Source organism: Lacisediminimonas profundi (assembly GCF_008831265.1).
In the GTDB taxonomy this organism is placed as follows: Bacteria; Pseudomonadota; Gammaproteobacteria; order Burkholderiales; family Burkholderiaceae_D; genus Lacisediminimonas; species Lacisediminimonas profundi.
Window position 1 is genome coordinate 183,982 of the sequence record NZ_VTTH01000004.1, and the last position, 18,860, is coordinate 202,841.

The 18,860-nt window shown below is 62.5% G+C and carries 19 protein-coding genes; 14 read left to right on the forward strand and 5 right to left on the reverse strand.

The features are described 5' to 3' along the window. The first annotated feature begins 22 nt into the window (after positions 1-22). From metX to FVE66_RS13175, 3 genes are read left to right on the forward strand one after another with little or no spacing between them, the layout of a single operon-like run. The gene (metX, locus tag FVE66_RS13165; protein WP_151447912.1) at positions 23-1,183 is read left to right on the forward strand and encodes a homoserine O-succinyltransferase MetX; all 1,161 of its coding nucleotides are present in this window, start codon (positions 23-25) and stop codon (positions 1,181-1,183) included. Next, positions 1,180-1,794 carry a methionine biosynthesis protein MetW gene (metW, locus tag FVE66_RS13170; RefSeq protein ID WP_151447913.1) on the forward strand — a complete coding sequence of 205 codons (615 nt, stop codon included), beginning with the start codon at positions 1,180-1,182 and terminating at the stop codon, positions 1,792-1,794. Before metX ends, metW begins: the two co-directional genes overlap by 4 nt. Further along, entirely contained in the window at positions 1,791-3,302 is a 1,512-nt protein-coding gene (locus FVE66_RS13175; RefSeq protein WP_151447914.1) for an MFS transporter, read from the forward strand. Before metW ends, FVE66_RS13175 begins: the two co-directional genes overlap by 4 nt. Positions 3,303-3,325: 23 nt before the next feature. Here FVE66_RS13175 and FVE66_RS13180 read toward each other — a convergent pair whose 3' ends face one another. Next, positions 3,326-4,105 (reverse strand): exodeoxyribonuclease III, encoded by a 780-nt coding sequence (locus FVE66_RS13180; protein ID WP_241673205.1) that lies wholly within the window; start codon positions 4,103-4,105, stop codon positions 3,326-3,328. Between the two features lie 79 nt (positions 4,106-4,184). Here FVE66_RS13180 and FVE66_RS13185 point away from each other — a divergent pair, with 79 nt between their 5' ends. Both FVE66_RS13185 and pyrE read left to right on the forward strand, forming a co-directional pair. Next, on the forward strand, positions 4,185-4,544 hold the full coding sequence (locus tag FVE66_RS13185) for a CHASE domain-containing protein (protein WP_151447916.1): 360 nt from the start codon (positions 4,185-4,187) through the stop codon (positions 4,542-4,544). Positions 4,545-4,641: 97 nt separating this feature from the next. Next, complete coding sequence (pyrE, locus tag FVE66_RS13190) at positions 4,642-5,310, forward strand: orotate phosphoribosyltransferase (RefSeq protein WP_151447917.1); 669 nt, start codon at positions 4,642-4,644, stop codon at positions 5,308-5,310. A 204-nt stretch (positions 5,311-5,514) separates the two neighbouring features. Here the strand turns inward: pyrE and gatB are convergent, their stop codons facing one another. The 3 genes from gatB to gatC form a co-directional block, all read right to left on the reverse strand. Then, positions 5,515-6,972, reverse strand: a complete 1,458-nt coding sequence (gene gatB / locus FVE66_RS13195; protein WP_151447918.1) for an Asp-tRNA(Asn)/Glu-tRNA(Gln) amidotransferase subunit GatB — start codon at positions 6,970-6,972, stop codon at positions 5,515-5,517. After that, entirely contained in the window at positions 6,969-8,444 is a 1,476-nt protein-coding gene (gene gatA, locus FVE66_RS13200) for an Asp-tRNA(Asn)/Glu-tRNA(Gln) amidotransferase subunit GatA (protein ID WP_151447919.1), read from the reverse strand. Before gatA ends, gatB begins: the two co-directional genes overlap by 4 nt. Before the next feature lie 67 nt (positions 8,445-8,511). Further along, entirely contained in the window at positions 8,512-8,814 is a 303-nt protein-coding gene (gatC, locus tag FVE66_RS13205) for an Asp-tRNA(Asn)/Glu-tRNA(Gln) amidotransferase subunit GatC (protein ID WP_151447920.1), read from the reverse strand. Positions 8,815-9,062: 248 nt separating this feature from the next. Between gatC and FVE66_RS13210 the strand changes: the two genes are divergently transcribed. From FVE66_RS13210 to FVE66_RS13235, 6 genes are all read left to right on the forward strand, one after another. Continuing rightward, positions 9,063-10,106 carry a rod shape-determining protein gene (locus FVE66_RS13210; RefSeq protein ID WP_151447921.1) on the forward strand — a complete coding sequence of 348 codons (1,044 nt, stop codon included), beginning with the start codon at positions 9,063-9,065 and terminating at the stop codon, positions 10,104-10,106. Between the two features lie 130 nt (positions 10,107-10,236). Beyond that, positions 10,237-11,199 carry a rod shape-determining protein MreC gene (mreC, locus tag FVE66_RS13215; protein WP_151447922.1) on the forward strand — a complete coding sequence of 321 codons (963 nt, stop codon included), beginning with the start codon at positions 10,237-10,239 and terminating at the stop codon, positions 11,197-11,199. After that, positions 11,199-11,711 (forward strand): rod shape-determining protein MreD, encoded by a 513-nt coding sequence (gene mreD, locus FVE66_RS13220; protein WP_151448156.1) that lies wholly within the window; start codon positions 11,199-11,201, stop codon positions 11,709-11,711. Before mreC ends, mreD begins: the two co-directional genes overlap by 1 nt. A gap of 23 nt (positions 11,712-11,734) precedes the next feature. Further along, positions 11,735-13,747 (forward strand): penicillin-binding protein 2, encoded by a 2,013-nt coding sequence (gene mrdA, locus FVE66_RS13225; protein ID WP_151447923.1) that lies wholly within the window; start codon positions 11,735-11,737, stop codon positions 13,745-13,747. Positions 13,748-13,749: 2 nt separating this feature from the next. Further along, positions 13,750-14,853, forward strand: coding sequence for a rod shape-determining protein RodA (rodA, locus tag FVE66_RS13230; protein ID WP_151447924.1), 1,104 nt, complete (start codon positions 13,750-13,752; stop codon positions 14,851-14,853). Between the two features lie 37 nt (positions 14,854-14,890). Next, entirely contained in the window at positions 14,891-15,988 is a 1,098-nt protein-coding gene (locus tag FVE66_RS13235; RefSeq protein WP_241673206.1) for a septal ring lytic transglycosylase RlpA family protein, read from the forward strand. A gap of 13 nt (positions 15,989-16,001) precedes the next feature. Here FVE66_RS13235 and rsmI read toward each other — a convergent pair whose 3' ends face one another. After that, complete coding sequence (gene rsmI, locus FVE66_RS13240) at positions 16,002-16,919, reverse strand: 16S rRNA (cytidine(1402)-2'-O)-methyltransferase (RefSeq protein WP_151447925.1); 918 nt, start codon at positions 16,917-16,919, stop codon at positions 16,002-16,004. Positions 16,920-17,004: 85 nt separating this feature from the next. Between rsmI and FVE66_RS13245 the strand changes: the two genes are divergently transcribed. Genes FVE66_RS13245 through FVE66_RS13255 form a run of 3 tightly spaced genes read left to right on the forward strand, consistent with a single transcriptional unit; the run spans position 17,005 to position 18,785 of the window. Then, positions 17,005-17,406, forward strand: coding sequence for a YraN family protein (locus FVE66_RS13245; RefSeq protein ID WP_151447926.1), 402 nt, complete (start codon positions 17,005-17,007; stop codon positions 17,404-17,406). Positions 17,407-17,458: 52 nt separating this feature from the next. Then, complete coding sequence (locus FVE66_RS13250; RefSeq protein WP_151447927.1) at positions 17,459-18,058, forward strand: phosphoheptose isomerase; 600 nt, start codon at positions 17,459-17,461, stop codon at positions 18,056-18,058. Positions 18,059-18,110: 52 nt separating this feature from the next. After that, on the forward strand, positions 18,111-18,785 hold the full coding sequence (locus FVE66_RS13255) for a BON domain-containing protein (RefSeq protein ID WP_241673207.1): 675 nt from the start codon (positions 18,111-18,113) through the stop codon (positions 18,783-18,785). Positions 18,786-18,860: the final 75 nt, after the last annotated feature.

Consider the following 18,860-nt stretch of genomic DNA (forward strand, 5'->3'; position numbering starts at 1 on the left):
CTTTCGCATTCCACCATCGAAGATGAGTTCAATCGGTATCGTCGCCCCGCAGTCCATGCATTTCAGCGAACCGCTGCCGCTGCAGGGCGGCGCCTTGATCGGCGACTACACCATCGTCTACGAGACCTATGGCACGCTGAACCAGGACCGCTCCAATGCGGTGCTGGTCTGCCATGCGCTGAACGCTTCCCACCATGTCGCCGGGTATTACGAAGGTCCCGACGGCGCCAGGGTCGTCGGCTGGTGGGACAACATGGTCGGTCCCGGCAAGCCGGTCGACACCGACCGTTTCTTTGTCATCGGCGTCAATAACCTCGGCTCGTGTTTCGGCTCGACCGGACCGATGCATGTCAACCCGGCGACCGGCAAGCCCTACGGTGCGTCCTTCCCGGTGTTGACCGTGGAAGACTGGGTGCATGCGCAGGCGCGGCTGGCAGACCGCCTTGGCATCAGTCAATTCGCGGCGGTGATGGGCGGCTCGCTGGGCGGCATGCAGGCAATGGCCTGGAGCATGCTGTACCCGCAGCGGCTGCGCCACTGCGCCGTGATCGCGTCGACGCCCAAGCTGTCGGCGCAGAACATCGCTTTCAACGATGTTGCCCGCCAGGCGATCCTGACCGATCCCGATTTCCACGGCGGCGATTTCTACGCCCATGGCGTGGTGCCGCGCAGCGGCCTGCGGGTGGCGCGCATGATCGGCCACATCACCTACCTGTCCGACGACGACATGGCCGAGAAATTCGGCCGCGAGCTGCGCGCCGGCGACTACCAGTTCGGCTTCGGCATCGATTTCGAGATCGAGTCCTACCTGCGCTATCAGGGCGACAAGTTTTCCGAATACTTCGATGCCAACACCTACTTGCTGATCACCAAGGCGCTCGACTATTTCGACCCGGCCCGCGACCATGGCGGCGACCTGACCCGCGCGCTCGCGGGCACGCAAGCGGAATTCCTGCTGGTCTCGTTCAGCACCGACTGGCGCTTTGCGCCGGCGCGCAGCCGCGAGATGGTGCAGGCGCTGGTCAACAACCGGCGGCGGGTCGTGTACGCAGAGATCGATGCGCCGCACGGCCACGATGCCTTCCTGCTTGAAGACAGCCGCTATCACGCGGCGGTGCGCGCTTACTACGAGCGGGTGTGGGACGAGATCAGTGGCAGCGGCGCGCAGCGGAGGGTGGCATGAACTTCGACGACCTGCTGGCACAGCGTCCCGACCTGGCCTTCATCGCGCACTGGGTGCGCGAGGGATCGAGCGTGCTCGACCTCGGGTGCGGCGACGGCGTCATGCTCGACTACCTGCAAAGCGACAAGCAGTGCAGCGGATATGGCGTCGAGATCATCGACCAGAAAATCCCGCTGTGCATCGCGCGCGGGGTGTCGGTGATCCAGCAGGACCTGGAAGCGGGACTTGCCATTTTCGCCAACGAATCCTTCGACACCGTGCTGTGCCTGTCCGCGCTGCAGATGATCAAGGATGTCAAGGACGTGCTGCGCGACATTGCCCGGGTCGGGCGCGAAGCGATCGTTTCCTTCCCCAATTTCGCCTATTGGCAGCATCGCATGTCCTTGCTGCAGGGACGCATGCCGATCTCGAAAAGCCTGCCCTACCAGTGGTATGACACGCCCAACCTGCGCTGCGCAACGATCCCTGATTTCGAGGAACTTGCCAACGAGGTCGGGCTCGAAGTGCTGGAATGCGTCTCGCTCGATGAAGCTGGCCGGCCGGTGACTTTCCTGCCCACCTGGCGAGGTAGCCTGGCCGTATTTCGCCTCCGCAAGAAGACGCCTGCATGAACCTGCCCCAATACACAGGCCAGGCGCAGCCCAAGCTGCTGCGCTCGAAGCTGTTCTGGGTCAGCCTGTTGTATTTTTCGGAAGGCTTTCCGCTCGGTCTGTTCTACGACCTGTTCCCGGTCTATTTCCGGCAACAGGGTGTCGAGCTGAACAAGATCGGACTCCTGTCCCTGCTCGGCCTGTCGTGGACCCTGAAATTCCTGTGGGCGCCCCTGATCGACTTCACCCGCCGGCATCGATGGTGGATGGCGGCGGCCGATGTCGGCATGGGGCTGGTGATGATTGCGATCGCTCGCGAGGCCGGCTTCGGACCGTGGGTATGGGTCGCCATCGGCGTCTTCACCGCGCTCTCGGCCACCAATGACATTGCCATCGACGGCTACACCATCGAGCGCCTGAACAAGCAGGAACTGGGGCTGGCGAATGGTTTCCGGATCGGTTTTTACCGGGTCGGCATGCTGGCTGCAGGCGTGCTGCTGTGGTTGTCCGACCATGTGGGCTGGAACAGCACCTATGGGGTGACGGCGCTGCTGTTCCTCGTGATGGCGATCGTCGTGATGCTGGCGCCGAAGGAGCCGGACCGTCCGGCGCGCGAAGCGCAGGCGGACCTGCGCAGCGAACTCACCGCGCTGGTGCGCCAGCCGGTGCTGATGTCTGCCCTTGGCCTGTTCCTGCTTGGCTTGCTGTGGCCGCTGGTCACTGCGCTCGACCCGGCCTGGATCGCCGGCGTCAAGCGCGCATGGTGGTTCAGGTCCATCCCGGTGGCGCTGATCATTGCGTCCGCATTGTTGTTTTCACGCGCGTTCCGCGGCCGGTCGAAACAACTGGCCCGAACATCGGAACAGGGGCCGATGTTCGGCGCCATCGTGTCATTGTTGAACCGGCGTCATGCCTTGATCCTGATCGGCTTCATCCTGATCTTCAAGCTGGCCGACTCGTCGATCGGCTTCATGATCAAGCCCTTCTGGGTCGACAGCGGCTTTACCAACACCCAGATCGGACTGGTGTCGGTCAATGTCGGCCTGGCACTGTCGATAGGCGGCGGCGTGCTGGGCGGCTGGTACACCGACCGGGTCGGCATCTTCCGCGGCCTGTGGGTGCTCGGCCTGTGGCAGGCGCTCTCGAACCTTGGCTATGTCGTTGCCGCCTTCATGATTCCTGCTGCGCCGCAGGGCACCGAGATCGCACCGCATCTGCAGGCGATCATGTATTCCGCCAGTGCGATCGAGTCATTCACCGGTGGGCTCGGGACCGCTGCTTTCCTGGCTTTCCTGATGGCGATCGTGGACAAGTCGCGCGCCACCACGGAATACGCGATCCTGTCCTCCATCTTCGCTTTCTCGCGCTCGATCGCGGGCTGGGCCGGCGGGGTCGGTGCGCACGAGATGGGCTACGCGAATTACTTCCTGCTGACCTTCGTGCTTGCATTCCCAGCTTATGCCTTGCTGCCGTGGATCAAATCAGTGCTGGCCGGGCATGAAGAGCCGGCCTCGCAGCCCAGTCCCTGAGCCTGCGGCCGGCCCGTCCGGTCTCAGGATGTGAAGTCGTAGCTGATCGTCAGCGGCGCGTGGTCGGAAAAGCGGGCGTCCTTGTAGACCGAGGCTGCGCGTGCGGTGGCCGCGACGCCCGGGGTGGCAATCTGGTAATCGATCCGCCAACCGACATTCTTGGCCCAGGCCTGGCCGCGGTTGCTCCACCACGTGTAGGCTTCCCCGGTCGTATCCGGATGCAGCAAGCGATAGACGTCCCGCCAGCCGGTTTCGTCGAACAGCGTGGTCATCCAGGCGCGCTCCTCCGGCAGGAAGCCCGAATTCTTCTGGTTGCTTTTCCAGTTCTTCAGGTCGATCTCCTTGTGGGCGATATTCCAGTCGCCGCAGATCACGACCTCCCGGCCACATGCCGCCAGCATTTCAAGGTGCGGCAGGAAGCGCGCCATGAAGCGAAATTTCGCCTGCTGCCGTTCATCGCTGGATGATCCCGAGGGACAGTAAAGCGATATCACCGAGAGATTGCCGAAGTCGCATTGCACATAGCGTCCCTCGGCATCGAATTCCTCGTCGCCGAAGCCGATCTGCATGTGATCCGGCTTCAGGCGGGAATAGACGCCGGTGCCGGAGTAGCCCTTCTTGGCCGCGAAATGGAAGGTGCCGTTGTAGCCGTGCGGAGTGAGGAACTCCGGCGTCATGTCGCCGGACTGGGCCTTCAGCTCCTGCACGCAGATGAAATCGGCATCCTGCTGTGCCATCCAGTCGAAGAAGCCTTTCTTTGCAGCCGAGCGTATGCCGTTGAGGTTGGCGGAGATGATTCTCATGAGTTTGATTCGGTGATGATGAAGACGTGTTCCGGCGCCGGTGGCGCGGGCAGCCGACAGCATACGGTATCAGGCCGCAATGCGGGTATCTCCACCTCGGGACCGGAGCGACTGGACTATAGCGGCCAGTTTGAATCGTGCAGAATATCTTGCATTCCAGTCCACGTATTCCCTCCCTTGCGTCCTGCTTTTTCATCCTGTGACTCACTCTCTGGAGCCGTTCCGCGGCACTAACCTGCGCGCCTTTGGCTACGACATGTTTGCCGAACCGTTCAGGCGCGCCGCGATGGAATCAGCCCGGGATACCGGCCGCGCGACGCTCTCGGGCAAGGTGGGCCTGGCACCAGCCTTAGCGAAATCGAGCGCGGCAAGGGCACGCTCTACGACGAGCAGGTGGTGGACATCTGCCTGCGCATGTTCAGGGACGTGGGGTATGTGATTCCTGCAATCTAGCCGGTCCGGCTGCCGGCAAGCATGCCTGCGCGCGGTATCGGGCTAGAATGTGGGTCTTTCCATCCCTGCCCTACGGTGTCATCTTGAGTAGCCTGCGCCAGCAATTCATCGAATTTTCCATCCAGTCCGGCGTGCTGCGCTTTGGCAGTTTCATCACCAAAGCCGGCCGCACCTCACCGTATTTCTTCAACGCCGGCCTGTTTTGCGACGGCGCATCGCTTGGCCGCCTGGCCGATTTCTATGCGCAGACGCTGCTCGATGCGGGTGTCGAATTCGACATGCTGTTCGGACCCGCGTACAAGGGCATAGCGCTGGCTTCGGCCACAGCCGTGTCGCTGGCCGGAAAGGGCCGCAACGTGCCGTTTTCGTTCAACCGCAAGGAAGCCAAGGACCATGGCGAAGGCGGCAACATCATCGGTGCGCCTTTGCAGGGCCGGGTGGTGATCATCGACGATGTGATCTCGGCGGGCACGTCCGTGCGGGAGTCGGTGGAACTGATCCGCGCTGCCGGCGCGACCCCTGCGGCGGTGCTGATTGCACTGGACCGGATGGAACGCGCGGGCAAGGATGGCGAACTGTCCGAGCTGTCAGCGGTGCAGGAAGTGGCGAAGCTGTACGGCATGCCGGTGGTTGCTATCGCCAGCCTGGATGACTTGTTCTCGTTCCTGTCGGGCCAAAGCGCCGGCGGCGACATCGGACAGCACCGGGAGGCGGTGGCGGCGTATCGGAGCAAGTACGGGGTACAGGGCTGATCGCTGCCCATATCGTGATTTGAAGAGCGGCAATGGCCGATCGACTTTATGGCTCCTCCCCTTGAAAGGGAGGGAGCGTTCATGGGGGGCGCCGGTCTACGCTGTCAATCACGATGCGGGCAATGATCAGCCCTTGAAAGAGCGGAATCGACCTCAGGTGTTTGCTGCCGGATCGAGACCTTCAAGCTCTCGATCCAGCCGCCCTCACCCCAGCTTCTTCTTCAACAACTCCGTCAATTGCGCCGGATTCGCCTTGCCCTTGGTCGCCTTCATCGCCTGGCCGATCAGCGCGTTGAACGCTTTCTCCTTGCCGCTGCGGAATTCTTCTACCGATTTCGCATTCGCCGCCAGCACGTCGTCGACGATCTTTTCCAGCGCGCCGCTGTCGGAAATCTGTTTCAGGCCCCGGGCTTCAATGATTTCGTCGGCCAGCGCTTCTGAATCCGAACCCGCTTCCCACATCGCGCCAAATACTTCCTTGGCGATCTTGTTGGAGATGGTGCCGTCGGCAATGCGCTTGAGCAGCAGCGCAAGCTGTCCGGCTTTCACCGGCGAGCCGGCGATGTCGACGCCTTCCCGGTTCAGGGTGGACGAGACGTCACCCATCATCCAGTTGGCCGCGCTCTTTGCCTGCTCGCGGCCGGCGCTGGCGACCACGGCTTCGTAGTACGCCGCCATCGCCTTCGACTGCGTCAGCACTGCAGCGTCATAGTCGGTGAGCGCGTAGTCGTGCACGAAACGCTCGCGCATCGCGCCCGGCAATTCGGGCATGGTGGCTTTCACCCGCGCGATCCAGTCCTCGCCAATCACCAGCGGCGGCAGGTCGGGATCGGGGAAGTAGCGGTAATCTTGCGAGTCTTCCTTGCTGCGCATCGAGCGCGTCTCTTTCCGGTCCGGGTCGTACAGGCGGGTTTCCTGGCGCACCGTGCCGCCGTCCTCGATCAACTCGATCTGCCGGCGCACTTCGTAATTGATGGCCTCTTCCAGGAAACGGAACGAATTCAGGTTCTTTATTTCGCAGCGGGTGCCGTAGGCTTCTTGCCCGAGCGGACGCACCGAGACGTTGGCGTCGCAGCGGAAAGAACCTTCCTGCATGTTGCCGTCGCAGATGCCGAGCCACATGACCAGCGTATGCAGTGCCTTGGCATAGGCCACGGCCTCGGCTGCGCTGCGCATGTCGGGTTCGGTCACGATTTCCAGCAGCGGCGTGCCGGCGCGATTGAGGTCGATGCCGGTCATGCCGTGGTAGTCCTCATGCAGCGACTTGCCGGCATCTTCTTCCAGGTGCGCGCGTGTGAGTTGCACGGTCTTCATGCGGGACTCGCCGCCTTCCTCCAGCACGAAGCTGAGCGTGCCGCCCTGGACCACCGGGATCTCGAACTGGCTGATCTGGTAACCCTTGGGCAGGTCGGGGTAGAAGTAATTCTTGCGCGCGAAGATCGACTGCGGCGCGATGGTGGCGCCGATCGCCAGCCCGAACCTGATCGCCCTTTCTACCGCGCCCTTGTTCATGACCGGCAGCACGCCAGGCAAGGCCAGGTCGACCGGGGATGCCTGGGTGTTGGGCTCGGCGCCGAAACGGGTCGACGCGCCGCTGAATATTTTCGATGCGGTGGTGAGCTGGGCATGCGTTTCCAGCCCGATGACGACTTCCCACTTCATGCCTGTTTCTCCTCGACGCCCGCCGGCCGGCGCAGATGCCAGTCGGTGCGCTGCTGATATTGATGCGCGATGTTGAGCAGGCGCGCTTCGCTGAAATAATTGCCGATCAGCTGCAGGCCGACCGGGCGGCGGGAATTCTTTTCGCCCTGGCCGAAACCGCAAGGAATGGACATGCCGGGCAGGCCGGCCAGGCTGGTGGACAGCGTGAAAATGTCGCCCAGGTAGTTGGCGACCGGATCGTCTGCCTTCGCGCCCAAGTCCCAGGCAACGGTGGGCGAGACCGGACCCATGATCACGTCGCATTTCCCGAACGCGTCCTTGAAGTCCTGTGCAATCAGGCGCCTTATCTTCTGCGCCTGCAGGTAGTAGGCGTCGTAATAACCATGCGACAGCACGTAGGCTCCGACCAGGATGCGGCGCTTGACCTCTTCGCCGAACCCTTCCGAACGGGTCTTGCGGTACATGTCGGCCAGATCCGTATAGTCCTTGGCGCGGTGACCGTAACGCACGCCGTCGAAACGGCTCAGGTTGGACGAGGCTTCCGCCGGAGCGATCACGTAGTAGACAGGAATCGACAGCTCGGTCTTTGGCAACGAGATATCGACCAGCGTGGCGCCCATGCTCTCGTATTCCTTCAGCGCGGCACGCACCGCGGCTTCGACGTCAGGCGCCAGCCCGGGACCGAAATATTCGCGTGGCACGCCAATACGCAAACCCTGGAGCCCTTGCCCCAGGTCGCGGGTGTAGTCCTCGGTGGGACGATCGACACTGGTCGAGTCGTTCGGGTCGAAGCCGGTCATCGCGTTCAGCAGCAATGCGCAGTCTTCGGCCGTGCGCGCCATCGGGCCGCCCTGGTCAAGCGAGGAGGCGAAGGCGATCATGCCAAAGCGCGAGACGCGGCCATAGGTCGGCTTGATGCCGGTCACGCCGCACAGCGACGCCGGCTGGCGGATCGAGCCGCCGGTGTCGGTGGCCGTTGCCGCCGGCGTCAGTCGGGCCGCGATTGCCGCCGCCGAGCCGCCCGACGAACCGCCGGGCACCGCGCCTTCATCCCACGGATTTTTCACCGGGCCGAACCAGGAGTTCTCGTTCGACGAGCCCATGGCAAATTCGTCACAGTTCAATTTGCCAAGCGTGACAGTACCTGCCTGCAGGAACTGTTTCACTACGGTAGCGTCAAACGGGCTCACATAGTTGGCCAGCATTTTCGAGCCAGCCGTGGAGCGCCAGCCACGGGTGACGAAAATGTCCTTGTGGCCAATCGGTATGCCGGTCAGCGGCGTGACATCGTTGGCTGCGAGACGGCGGTCGGCTTCGGCTGCCTGTTGCAGCGTCAGTTCTTCGTCGACGTGAAGCCAGGCGTTGAGACCACTGTCTTTTATGCGCGACAGATAGTGCCGGGCCAGTTCGGTGGCCGAGAGTTGCCGGCCCTGCAGCAGGGCGGACAGCTCCTTGATGGTTTTGTTGTGCATGAGACTCGTTGAAGAAGTTGGTGCGGCAAGAGGCGGACTGGCCGGGGCTGTCGGGTTGTCAGGTCGCTTATTCGATGACCTTCGGCACCAGGTACAGTCCGTCCTGGGTCGCGGGCGCCGGCTTCTGGTAGTCCTCGCGGCGGTCGGTTTCGGTTACCACGTCCTCGCGCAGCCGAAGCGAAAAGCCGGCATCGTAAGCAGTGATCGGCTGCGCCAGCGGCGCCACGCCGGTGGTGTCCACGGCCTTCATCTGTTCAACCAGGCCGAAGATATCGTTCAGCTTGGCGAGGGTGGCGGTGGCGGCTTCATCGCTGAGTTCGAGTTGCGCCAGTACGGCCAGGCGTTTGACATCGGAGAGTGCGAGGGACATGTTGACGGTGCGCTGTGCGAAAGCGGTTGGCAAGAATTTTTAAAAATGCAAAAAGTTGTCGAATCGACGTTAAATACTTGGAAAAAGCGTCCGATATGCGCCCTTTATTGCGATTTCCTTCGTCAGGATTCGGCAGAATTATAAGGTAGAATGGCGCTCTATTGACCGTGCCACCCAAGGCGCGACCTGCAGCGTTCCCACCCACATCACACGATAAGCGCCCACGAGCGCGCGATCAGGACAAACCCATGTTTGGATTTTTACGCAGTTATTTTTCTAACGACCTCGCAATCGACCTCGGCACGGCAAATACGCTGATCTATGTTCGCGGCAGCGGCATCGTGCTGGACGAGCCGTCGGTCGTCGCCATCCGCCAGCAAGGCGGCCCCAATGGCAAGAAGACCATACAGGCAGTTGGCAAGGAAGCCAAGCAGATGCTGGGCAAGGTGCCCGGCAACATCGAAGCAATCCGCCCGATGAAGGATGGCGTGATCGCCGACTTCACCGTCACCGAGCAGATGCTCAAGCAGTTCATCCGCATGGTGCATGACACCAAGTTTTTCAAACCCTCGCCGCGCATCATCATCTGTGTGCCTTGCGGTTCGACCCAGGTCGAGCGTCGCGCGATCCGCGAATCGGCACTGGGCGCCGGTGCGTCGCAGGTGTTCCTGATCGAAGAGCCGATGGCGGCCGCGATCGGCGCCGGCCTGCCGGTGTCCGAGGCGACCGGTTCGATGGTGGTCGATATCGGCGGCGGCACGACCGAAGTCGGCATCATTTCGCTGGGCGGGATGGTGTACAAGGGCTCGGTACGGGTCGGCGGCGACAAGTTCGACGAAGCCATCGTCAACTACATCCGCCGCAACTACGGCATGCTGATCGGCGAACAGACTGCGGAAGCAATCAAGAAGGCGATCGGCTCGGCTTTCCCCGGTTCCGAAGTCAAGGAAATGGAAGTCAAGGGACGCAACCTGTCGGAAGGGATTCCGCGCTCGTTCACGATTTCCAGTAACGAAATCCTGGAAGCGCTGACCGATCCGCTCAATAACATCGTTTCCGCAGTCAAGAACGCGCTGGAGCAGACGCCGCCCGAACTCGGCGCCGACATCGCCGAAAAAGGCATGATGCTGACCGGCGGCGGCGCGCTGTTGCGCGACCTGGACCGGCTGCTGATGGAAGAGACCGGACTGCCCGTGATCGTTGCAGAAGATCCGCTGACTTGCGTGGTGCGCGGCTCCGGCATGGCGCTCGAGAAAATGGATAAGCTGGGCTCGATCTTCTCGTACGAATAAGCCTGCCTGCCCGGACAGGCATCCCGGCGTGTGCAAGCCACATGGCCGGGATGTTTTTTTTGGACCGGCGCACATGTCATTTCATTCAACCATTCATTTGCAGCGCCGCTCGTAATCTCGCACACGCTCAATGGAATACAGCCCTCCGCCACTGTTCAAGCAAGGCGCGTCCGCGCGGCTGAAGGTGATCGTGTTCGCACTGATTGCTCTCGCCCTGCTGGCAATCGATTCGCGGGTGCGCGCGCTCGGCGCCATTCGCCAGGTAGTCAACGTTGCGCTCTATCCGTTGCAGATGGTGGCGCTAGCGCCGCGCGACGCCGCTTATGCGGTCGGCAATTACTTCTACACGCTATCCTCGATACAGCGTGAAAACGACACGCTGCGGCGTCTGCATGTGTCCAATGCGCAGAAGCTGCAGCAGGGGCAGCAACTGGTTGCCGAGAACGCTCACCTGCGGCAGCTGCTGGCAGCGGCCGAGCGGGTGCCGGTGAAGTCTGTGATGGCGGAAATCCTGTACGACACCCGCGATCCCTTCACCCGCAAGATCGTGCTGGACCGCGGGCTGCAGCATGGCCTGAAGGCGGGCCAGCCCGTGATCGACGATGTGGGCGTGGTCGGCCAGGTCACCCGTGTATTCCCGCTGACTTCGGAAGTCACCCTGCTGACTGACAAGGGACAGGCGATTCCGGTCCAGGTGGCCCGTAGCGGCGTGCGCAGCGTGGCTTACGGCCGCGGCCAGTCCAACATGCTCGACCTGCGCTTCATGCCGACCAGCGCCGACATCCGCAAGGGCGATATGCTGGTCACGTCAGGAATCGACGGCGTTTATCCGCCAGGCCTGGTGGTGGCTAGCGTGGCAAATGTGGAAAGCCAGTCCTCCGACGCCTTCGCACGCATCGTCTGCCAGCCATCGGCCGGTGTTGACCGCAACCGGCAGTTGCTGGTGCTGCTGTCCGAGGCCAGGCTGCCCCCGCGGCCGGAGCCGGAAGAGCCGAAAGAAAAGGGCCGGCCTGGAAAGAAACGCCTGGCTGCGCCGGGCACGGATGCCGCCGCACCGACTGCGCCCGCACTGAAAACAGGGGATGCCAGATGATGGACCGACCGCACTACATCCTGCTGCCCGTCAGCCCGCTTTTCATTGCGCTGACGGTGATCGTTGCCTTCATGCTCAACCTGCTGCCTTGGGGAGGGATGCCCGGCGTTCCGGATTTCCTCGCGCTGGTGCTTATTTTCTGGAGCATCAACCAGCCGCGCAAGGTCGGCATCGGCATCGCTTTCTCCATGGGCCTGCTGATGGATGTGCACAATGCGTCGCTGCTCGGACAGCATGCGCTGGCCTACACCCTGCTGTCTTACTTTGCGATCATGATCCATCGTCGCGTGCTGTGGTTCAGCGTGCTGACCCAGGCCTTGCATGTGCTACCCCTGCTGGCAGTGATGCAGACGGTGGAACTGACGATCCAGTCGATGGTCAGCGGCAAGCTGCCGGGTTGGTCCTTTTATGCATCGAGCGTGACGGCTGCCCTCATCTGGCCGCTCGTTTCCTGGCTGTTCCTGGCGCCGCAGCGCCGTGCGATAAACCGCGACGAAACCCGGCCAATCTGAGCCAGCCGAATGTTTGAATACGCATGACCGAATTCAAGAACACAGAAAAGGAATTGCACGACTTCCGGATGCGGCTATCGGCGGCGGGCGTGTTCGTGTTCATCTGTTTCGGCCTGCTGCTGGCGCGCTTTTTGTGGCTGCAGGCTTACAAGCATGGCGACTATGCCGCCCAAGCCGAGGACAACCGCATTGCCGTGGTCCCGGTGGTTCCGAACCGCGGGCTGATCCTGGATCGCAACGGGGTGGTCCTGGCCCGCAACTTTTCGGCGTACACGCTCGAGATCACGCCGTCCAAGCTGAAAATGGATCTCGAGACCGCCATCGAAGAACTGGCAAAGCTGGTCGATATCCAGCCGCGGGACCGCAAGCGCTTTCGCCGCCTGCTGGATGAAGCCAAGAACTTCGAGAGCGTGCCTATCCGCACCCGGCTGACCGACGAGGAAGTGGCGCGTTTCACCGCACAGCGCTACCGCTTTCCCGGCATTGAAATCCAGGCGCGGCTGTTCAGGCAGTATCCGTTGGGCAGCGTCGCCTCGCATGTGATCGGCTTTATCGGCCGGATCAACCAGGCCGAGGCCAGTGCGATCGAGGAGTGGGACGACGCCACCAACTACGCCGGCACCAGCCATATCGGCAAGGAAGGCCTGGAAAAAAGCTATGAAAAGCAGCTGCATGGCACCACCGGCTACGAGGAGGTGGAAGTCTCCGCCGGTGGCCGCGCGGTGCGCACGCTGGCGCGCACCCACGCCACGCCGGGCAAGAACCTGATCCTGTCGATCGATATCGAATTGCAGAAAGTGGTCGAGCAGGCATTCGGCGACCGGCGCGGCGCGCTGATCGCCATCGAACCATCCACCGGCGACATCCTGGCCTATGTCTCGATGCCCAGCTTCGACCCCAATCTGTTCGTCGAGGGAATCGACCAGCAGAGCTGGGACGAACTCAACACTTCGCCTGACAAACCGATGGTGAACCGGCCCCTGTCGGGAAGCTACCCGCCGGGCTCGACCTACAAGCCGTTCATGGCGCTGGCGGCGCTGGAGCTCGGCAAGCGCACGCCCGAGCAGTCGATCCGCGATCCCGGCTACTTCAACTTCGGCAACCACCGCTTCCGCGATGACAAGGAAGGCGGCCATGGCATGGTCGACATGTACAAGTCCATCGTGCATTCCTGCGACACCTACTACTATCTGCTCGCCAATGATATGGGCGTGGACGCGATCCATGATTTCATGAAGCCGTTCGGCTTTGGCCAGAAGACCGGCATCGACCTCGAGCACGAGCGGTCCGGGCTGCTGCCTTCGACCGACTGGAAGCGCAACGCCTATCGCCGCCCGGAACAGAAGAAATGGTATGCAGGCGAAACCATTTCGCTTGGCATCGGCCAGGGCTATAACTCCTTTACGCCGCTGCAACTGGCGCATGCCACGTCCATCCTGGCCAACAACGGCGTCGTGATGAAGCCGCACCTGGTCAAGATGGTGGAAGACCCGGTCACCAAGAATCGCGTTGTGACAGTTCCCAAGGAAAGCTACCGCATTCCCCTCAAGCAGGAAAACATCGACATCGTCAAGAATGCGCTGGTCGGTGTGACCAAGGAGGGGACCTCGACCCGGGCCTTCGCCAATGCCGGCTATGAATCTGCTGGCAAGACCGGCACGGCGCAGGTGATCGCCATCAAGAAGAACGAGAAATATGACGCCAAGCGCATCGCGGAACAGCATCGCGACCATGCGCTGTACATGGCCTTTGCGCCGGCCGACCAGCCGCGCATTGCGCTGGCGCTGATCGTCGAGAACGGCGGTTTCGGCGCGACCGCTGCGGCCCCGATCGCCCGCCAGGCCATGGACTATTACCTGCTGGGCAAGAAGCCGGGACAAAAAGATGCGGCGCCCGCCAAGGGCGGCGCGCAACAAGTTGCTGCGCCCGCCGGCGTGGTACGGCCGACGGTGCAGCCGACAGTCCAGCCGACGGTGCAGTCGACAGTCCAGCCGGTTAGCCCTGCTGCCGCTCCACGTTCTGCAAGGCGCGACTAGCCATGGAAAAACGCTCACTGCTGCAATTGATCAAGCCGTATTTCACCGTGTTCGACGGCTCGCTGTCGCTGATAATTTTCCTGATCCTCGGCGCCGGCACCCTGACCATCTATTCGGCCGGCATCGATTTCCCCGGCCGTGTGGAGGACCATTTGCGCAACGTCCTGGTCGCTTTCGTCGTGCTCTGGTTCGCCGCGCTGGTGCCACCCCAGACCCTGATGCGTTTCGCGCTGCCGATCTACACGATAGGCGTGGCCCTGCTGATCGCGGTGGCCATGTTCGGCCTGGTCAAGAAAGGCGCGCGTCGCTGGCTGCACCTCGGCATCGTGATCCAGCCGTCGGAAATCATGAAAATTGCGATGCCCCTGATGCTGTCCTGGTTTTTCCAGAAGCGCGAAGGCAGCATCACCTGGCGCGATTTCCTGCTGGCTGCGCTGCTGCTGCTGGCGCCTGTGGCCCTGATCGCGAGGCAGCCCGACCTCGGGACCTCACTGCTGGTCGCCGCTGCCGGTTTTTACGTAATCTTCTTCGCAGGACTGCCGTGGAAAGTCCTGGTCGGCCTGGGCGTCACGTTCCTGGCCAGCCTGCCGATGGCCTGGCACTTCCTGCACGATTACCAGCGCGCCCGGGTAATGACGCTGATCGATCCCACCACCGACCCGCTCGGCAAGGGTTTCCATATCATCCAGTCGACCATTGCGATTGGCGCCGGCGGAATCACCGGCAAAGGCTGGCTGCAGGGTACCCAGTCCCATCTCGAATTCATACCCGAACGCACGACCGACTTCATCTTCGCGGTGTATTCCGAGGAATTCGGGCTGATCGGCAATGTAAGCCTGCTGGTGCTCTACATCCTGTTGATTGGCCGCGGCCTGCTGATTGCGGCCAACGCGCCGACGCTGTTCTCGCGGCTGCTGGCCGGGGCCATCACCCTCATCTTCTTCACCTATGCCTTTGTCAACATGGGCATGGTCAGTGGTATTCTTCCGGTGGTTGGCGTGCCGCTGCCGTTCATGAGCTACGGCGGCACCGCCCTGGTGACGCTGGGGCTGGGCGCTGGCATCCTGATGAGCATACACAGGCACCGCAAGCTGGTGCAGACCTGACAAACAAACAGACCATCAGACCAGGAAGGGAGCGGCCATGCGACTGATGATGAATTCCTTGCAGTCCATTGCCAATCGCAGCGGCTGGTTGGCTGTTACTGCCGGTGCGCTGCTGCTCAACGGATGTACCTTGATGCCACCCGCGCCGGTGCAGGATGCGGCCACGACTGCACCTCAGGCCAGCGCCCGTACCGGCGCTGCCGCAGTGCCGGTGCTGCCGCCAGCGGGATCCGGGCGCGGTGGTTATTACATGGACGACGGCCCCGCCGATGTGATTCCGGAAGGACTGGCACAAACGCCCGACGCACAACCGCGAGTCGAAGCCATCATCCCCCGTGCCAACCGGCCCTATACCGTGTTCGGCAAGACTTACACCCCGATCACTGACCAGCGTCCGTTGCGCCAGCGCGGTATCGCCAGCTGGTATGGCAAGAAATTCCACGGCCAGAAAACATCGTCGGGCGAACCCTACGACATGTTCAAGATGACCGCGGCCCATCCAACCTTGCCGATTCCCTCGTATGCCCGGGTGACGCACGTGGCCAGCGGCCGCCAGGTGATCGTCAGGATCAATGATCGCGGACCATTCCATTCCGGCCGCGTGATCGACCTGTCCTACACCGCCGCGCTCAAGCTGGGCTATCTGGGACGCGGCAGCGGAGAGATCGAGGTCGAGCGCCTGCTGCCGGACGAGATTGCCCGGATCAACAGCAGCCAGCTGGAGGCGAAGACTGCAGCGACAGTGGAATTGGCGGCCGTGGTGGCGCCGGAGGTGGCAATGACTTCCTTTGGCACGCAGCCGGACGATCGCCCGGCCACGGCCCCTGCCACCCCTGCAGCAGCTGCCAACGTTCCGGCCGCGACCGATGCGACTTCCGGGCAGCCGGGTGTGCTGGCGGCAGCCGGTTCCTTCTATCTTCAGTTGGGTGCGTTCTCGCGACAGGCAAATGCGGAACAGGCGAGACAGCGCTTGTCGGGTAGCGGCGCCAGTGCCTGGCCGGCGCTGGACGTGGCGCAATCGAATGGCTTGTACCGGCTGTTCGGCGGTCCCTACGCCAGCCGCGCCGAGGCCGAAGCCGCCGCGCAGACCTTGCGCGCGGCAAGCAGCATCAGCGCCATCATCGTCCAGCGTTAGCAGGCAGGGACTGCTAGTCCTCGGCACCGGCGCCGGCCTTCAGCTCCAGCGCGCGCTCATACAGCGCATTCTTCTTCAGCCCGGTAATGCGCGCAGCCAGCGATGCCGCCTGTTTCACCGGACACTCCGACAGCAGGATCGCCAGGATGCGGTCGGTTTCGGCCCGGTCCTGGTCTTGTTCCGGCGCGCCTTCCACCAGCACCACGAATTCGCCGCGCTGGTGGTTGCTGTCCTGTTGCAGCCATGCCGCGGCGTCCTTCAGCGCGCAACGGTGGATCTGTTCGAACTGCTTGGTCAGTTCGCGGCCCAGCACCACCTTGCGCTCCCCTCCCAATGCGGCGCACAGGGCGTCGATTGTTTCGACAATGCGATGCGGCGCTTCATAGAACACCAGTGTGGCCGGCAGCGCGGCCAGTTTGCGCAGGGCGGAATCGCGCTGGGCCGCGCGCGCGGGCAGGAATCCGGCGAAATGGAACTGGTCCGCCACCAGGCCGGCGGCCGACAGTGCTGCGATCGCGGCGCTGGCGCCCGGTAACGGAATCACGCGCAGGCCGGCTTCGATGACCGTATCCACGATGCGCGCGCCGGGGTCCGACACTGCCGGGGTGCCGGCATCCGAGACCAGTGCGATTCGTTCGCCTGCCTGCAGCCGAGCAACCAGCGCCTGCGCCGCCTCGCGCTCATTGTGCTGGTGGGCCGCAATCAACGGTGTCGAAATCCCGTAGCGGTTCAGCAGTTGCCTGGTGTTGCGGGTATCTTCGCAGGCGACCGCGTCTGCCAGCGCCAGCACATGCAGCGCGCGCAGGCTGATGTCGCCGGCGTTTCCGACCGGTGTGGCGACCACATATAATGCGCCGGCCGGATAGCTTTGCTGTGACACGTCATGCAGCGCGGAAATTTCTGGCGACAGGCTGGTATCTTCTGATGTCATTGGTGGAGAGGTCGATGGGCAGATGGATTTCATGCGATTGGCTGCCAAGTGTACTCGGGTGCCTGCCGGTGAGCATGGTGCGTCCATGAGCCGCGAGCCGGGAGGGCCGGCGGATGGCGTCCCGTCAGGTACGCCAGGCCCACGCGGCACGCCAGGCGCGCGCGGACGAGAGGCCGAGGACCGCGCGCTGCGTTACCTGGTGCAGCAGGGACTGAGGCTGGTCACCCGCAATTTCCGCTGCCGCGGCGGCGAGATCGATCTGATCATGCAGCACGGGAGCGAACTGGTGTTTGTCGAGGTCCGCTCCCGCGCCAGCGCCAGCTACGGTGGCGCCGCCGGCAGCATCACTGCCCGCAAGCAGGCGCGCCTGGTGCTTGCCGCCCAACTTTTCCTGCAACGCTATCGTCATCTGCCGCCCTGCCGCTTCGACGTGATTGCGATCGAGGGCACGGCGCTGCACTGGCTGCGCGGGGTCATCAGCTTGTAACGATTCTGTTACCACCGCGGTCAATACTGGCGCGACCAACTATAATCGTCGCATGACAACTGACCAACTCATACTGGGACATTTCCGTGAAAGCGCGGAACTGAAGCAACGCGCCGCCGCCCAGCTTGCGCGACCGATTGCCGAAGCAGTCGACCTCATGTTTGGCGCTTTATCCAACGGGAACAAGGTGCTCGCCTGCGGCAATGGCGGTTCTGCTGCCGATGCCCAGCACTTCGCAGCCGAACTGGTCGGCCGTTTCGAGCGTGAACGTTTTCCGCTGGCCGGCATCGCGCTTTCCACCGACAGTTCGATCCTGACCGCGATCGGCAACGACTACAGCTTCCGGGACGTTTTTTCCAAGCAGGTGCAGGCCTTCGGCCAGCCCGGCGACATCCTGCTTGCCATTTCCACCTCCGGCAATTCGGCCAACGTGCTGGCAGCGATCGAAGTGGCGCTGGAGCGGGACATGCGGGTGGTGGCCCTCACCGGCAAGGGCGGCGGTGCTGTCGCCGGCATGCTGACCGAGGCTGATGTGCACATCTGTGTGCCGCACGACCGTACCGCGCGCATCCAGGAAGTTCATCTGTTGACCATACATTGCCTTTGCGACGGCATTGATGTCGCTTTATTCGGAGGAGATGCTAGTGAGTGATCGATTGAATTCGCGATTAAATGCGCAGTTGAATGAGCAATTGAGCGAGCCAGTGAACGAACAAGTCGTTGCCAACAAGCGGCAAGTATTGTGGAATCGCTTGCGCCGGCCGATCGGCCTGGCGGTATTGTGCGGGTCGGTTGCCATCACGCTGCAAGGATGCATCGAGATGGCGGTGGCAACTGCCGCTGTCGGCACCATGGCCGCTTCGGACCGCCGCACGCTCGGCGCACAGACGGAAGACAAGACGATCGTCGTCAAGGGCGAGGCGCGGATTTCCGGCCTGGTCGGCGACGCCGGCCACGTCAACGTCAACAGTTTCAATCGCAAGGTCCTGCTGACCGGCGAAGTGCGCGACGAAGCAATGAAGGCCGCAGTCGAACGCGAAGCAGCCGCCATCGAGGGCGTGCAGTCCATTGTCAATGAACTGATAGTCGCACCGTCGTCCAGCATGACCGCGCGATCCAACGATTCGCTGATCACCGGCAAGGTCAAAGCTTCGTTCATCGACTCGAAAGAATTGTTTGCGAACTCGTTCAAGGTTGTCACCGAGCGCGGCGTGGTTTATCTGATGGGGCGTGTCACCCGGCGCGAAGGCGACCGCGCTGGTGAAATAACGCGTTCGGTAGGCGGCGTGCAGAAAGTGGTGAAGATCCTGGACTACATCACCGAAGATGAATTGCGGCTAATGACCAACAGTCCGCAGCCGCAAACGGGAAATCGTTAACCCTGACGGTGGCGGGAAGGCTAAATTAGGCCTCGGGACTTTTGCTGACCATTACCCGCATCTCGATTTCGAGAG

Excerpts from the sequence above, each read along its gene's own strand:
- FVE66_RS13235 (WP_241673206.1), top strand. The coding sequence starts at position 14,891 with ATGCGACTGATGATGAATTCCTTGCAGTCCATTGCCAATCGCAGCGGC.
- FVE66_RS13245 (WP_151447926.1), top strand. The coding sequence starts at position 17,005 with ATGAGCCGCGAGCCGGGAGGGCCGGCGGATGGCGTCCCGTCAGGTACG.
- FVE66_RS13210 (WP_151447921.1), top strand. The coding sequence starts at position 9,063 with ATGTTTGGATTTTTACGCAGTTATTTTTCTAACGACCTCGCAATCGAC.
- rodA (WP_151447924.1), top strand. The coding sequence starts at position 13,750 with ATGGAAAAACGCTCACTGCTGCAATTGATCAAGCCGTATTTCACCGTG.
- metW (WP_151447913.1), top strand. The coding sequence starts at position 1,180 with ATGAACTTCGACGACCTGCTGGCACAGCGTCCCGACCTGGCCTTCATC.
- FVE66_RS13175 (WP_151447914.1), top strand. The coding sequence starts at position 1,791 with ATGAACCTGCCCCAATACACAGGCCAGGCGCAGCCCAAGCTGCTGCGC.
- metX (WP_151447912.1), top strand. The coding sequence starts at position 23 with ATGAGTTCAATCGGTATCGTCGCCCCGCAGTCCATGCATTTCAGCGAA.
- FVE66_RS13250 (WP_151447927.1), top strand. The coding sequence starts at position 17,459 with ATGACAACTGACCAACTCATACTGGGACATTTCCGTGAAAGCGCGGAA.
- gatA (WP_151447919.1), bottom strand. The coding sequence starts at position 8,444 with ATGCACAACAAAACCATCAAGGAGCTGTCCGCCCTGCTGCAGGGCCGG.
- gatC (WP_151447920.1), bottom strand. The coding sequence starts at position 8,814 with ATGTCCCTCGCACTCTCCGATGTCAAACGCCTGGCCGTACTGGCGCAA.
- FVE66_RS13185 (WP_151447916.1), top strand. The coding sequence starts at position 4,185 with ATGCGGGTATCTCCACCTCGGGACCGGAGCGACTGGACTATAGCGGCC.
- mrdA (WP_151447923.1), top strand. The coding sequence starts at position 11,735 with ATGACCGAATTCAAGAACACAGAAAAGGAATTGCACGACTTCCGGATG.
- mreD (WP_151448156.1), top strand. The coding sequence starts at position 11,199 with ATGGACCGACCGCACTACATCCTGCTGCCCGTCAGCCCGCTTTTCATT.
- rsmI (WP_151447925.1), bottom strand. The coding sequence starts at position 16,919 with ATGACATCAGAAGATACCAGCCTGTCGCCAGAAATTTCCGCGCTGCAT.
- gatB (WP_151447918.1), bottom strand. The coding sequence starts at position 6,972 with ATGAAGTGGGAAGTCGTCATCGGGCTGGAAACGCATGCCCAGCTCACC.
- FVE66_RS13180 (WP_241673205.1), bottom strand. The coding sequence starts at position 4,105 with ATGAGAATCATCTCCGCCAACCTCAACGGCATACGCTCGGCTGCAAAG.
- mreC (WP_151447922.1), top strand. The coding sequence starts at position 10,237 with ATGGAATACAGCCCTCCGCCACTGTTCAAGCAAGGCGCGTCCGCGCGG.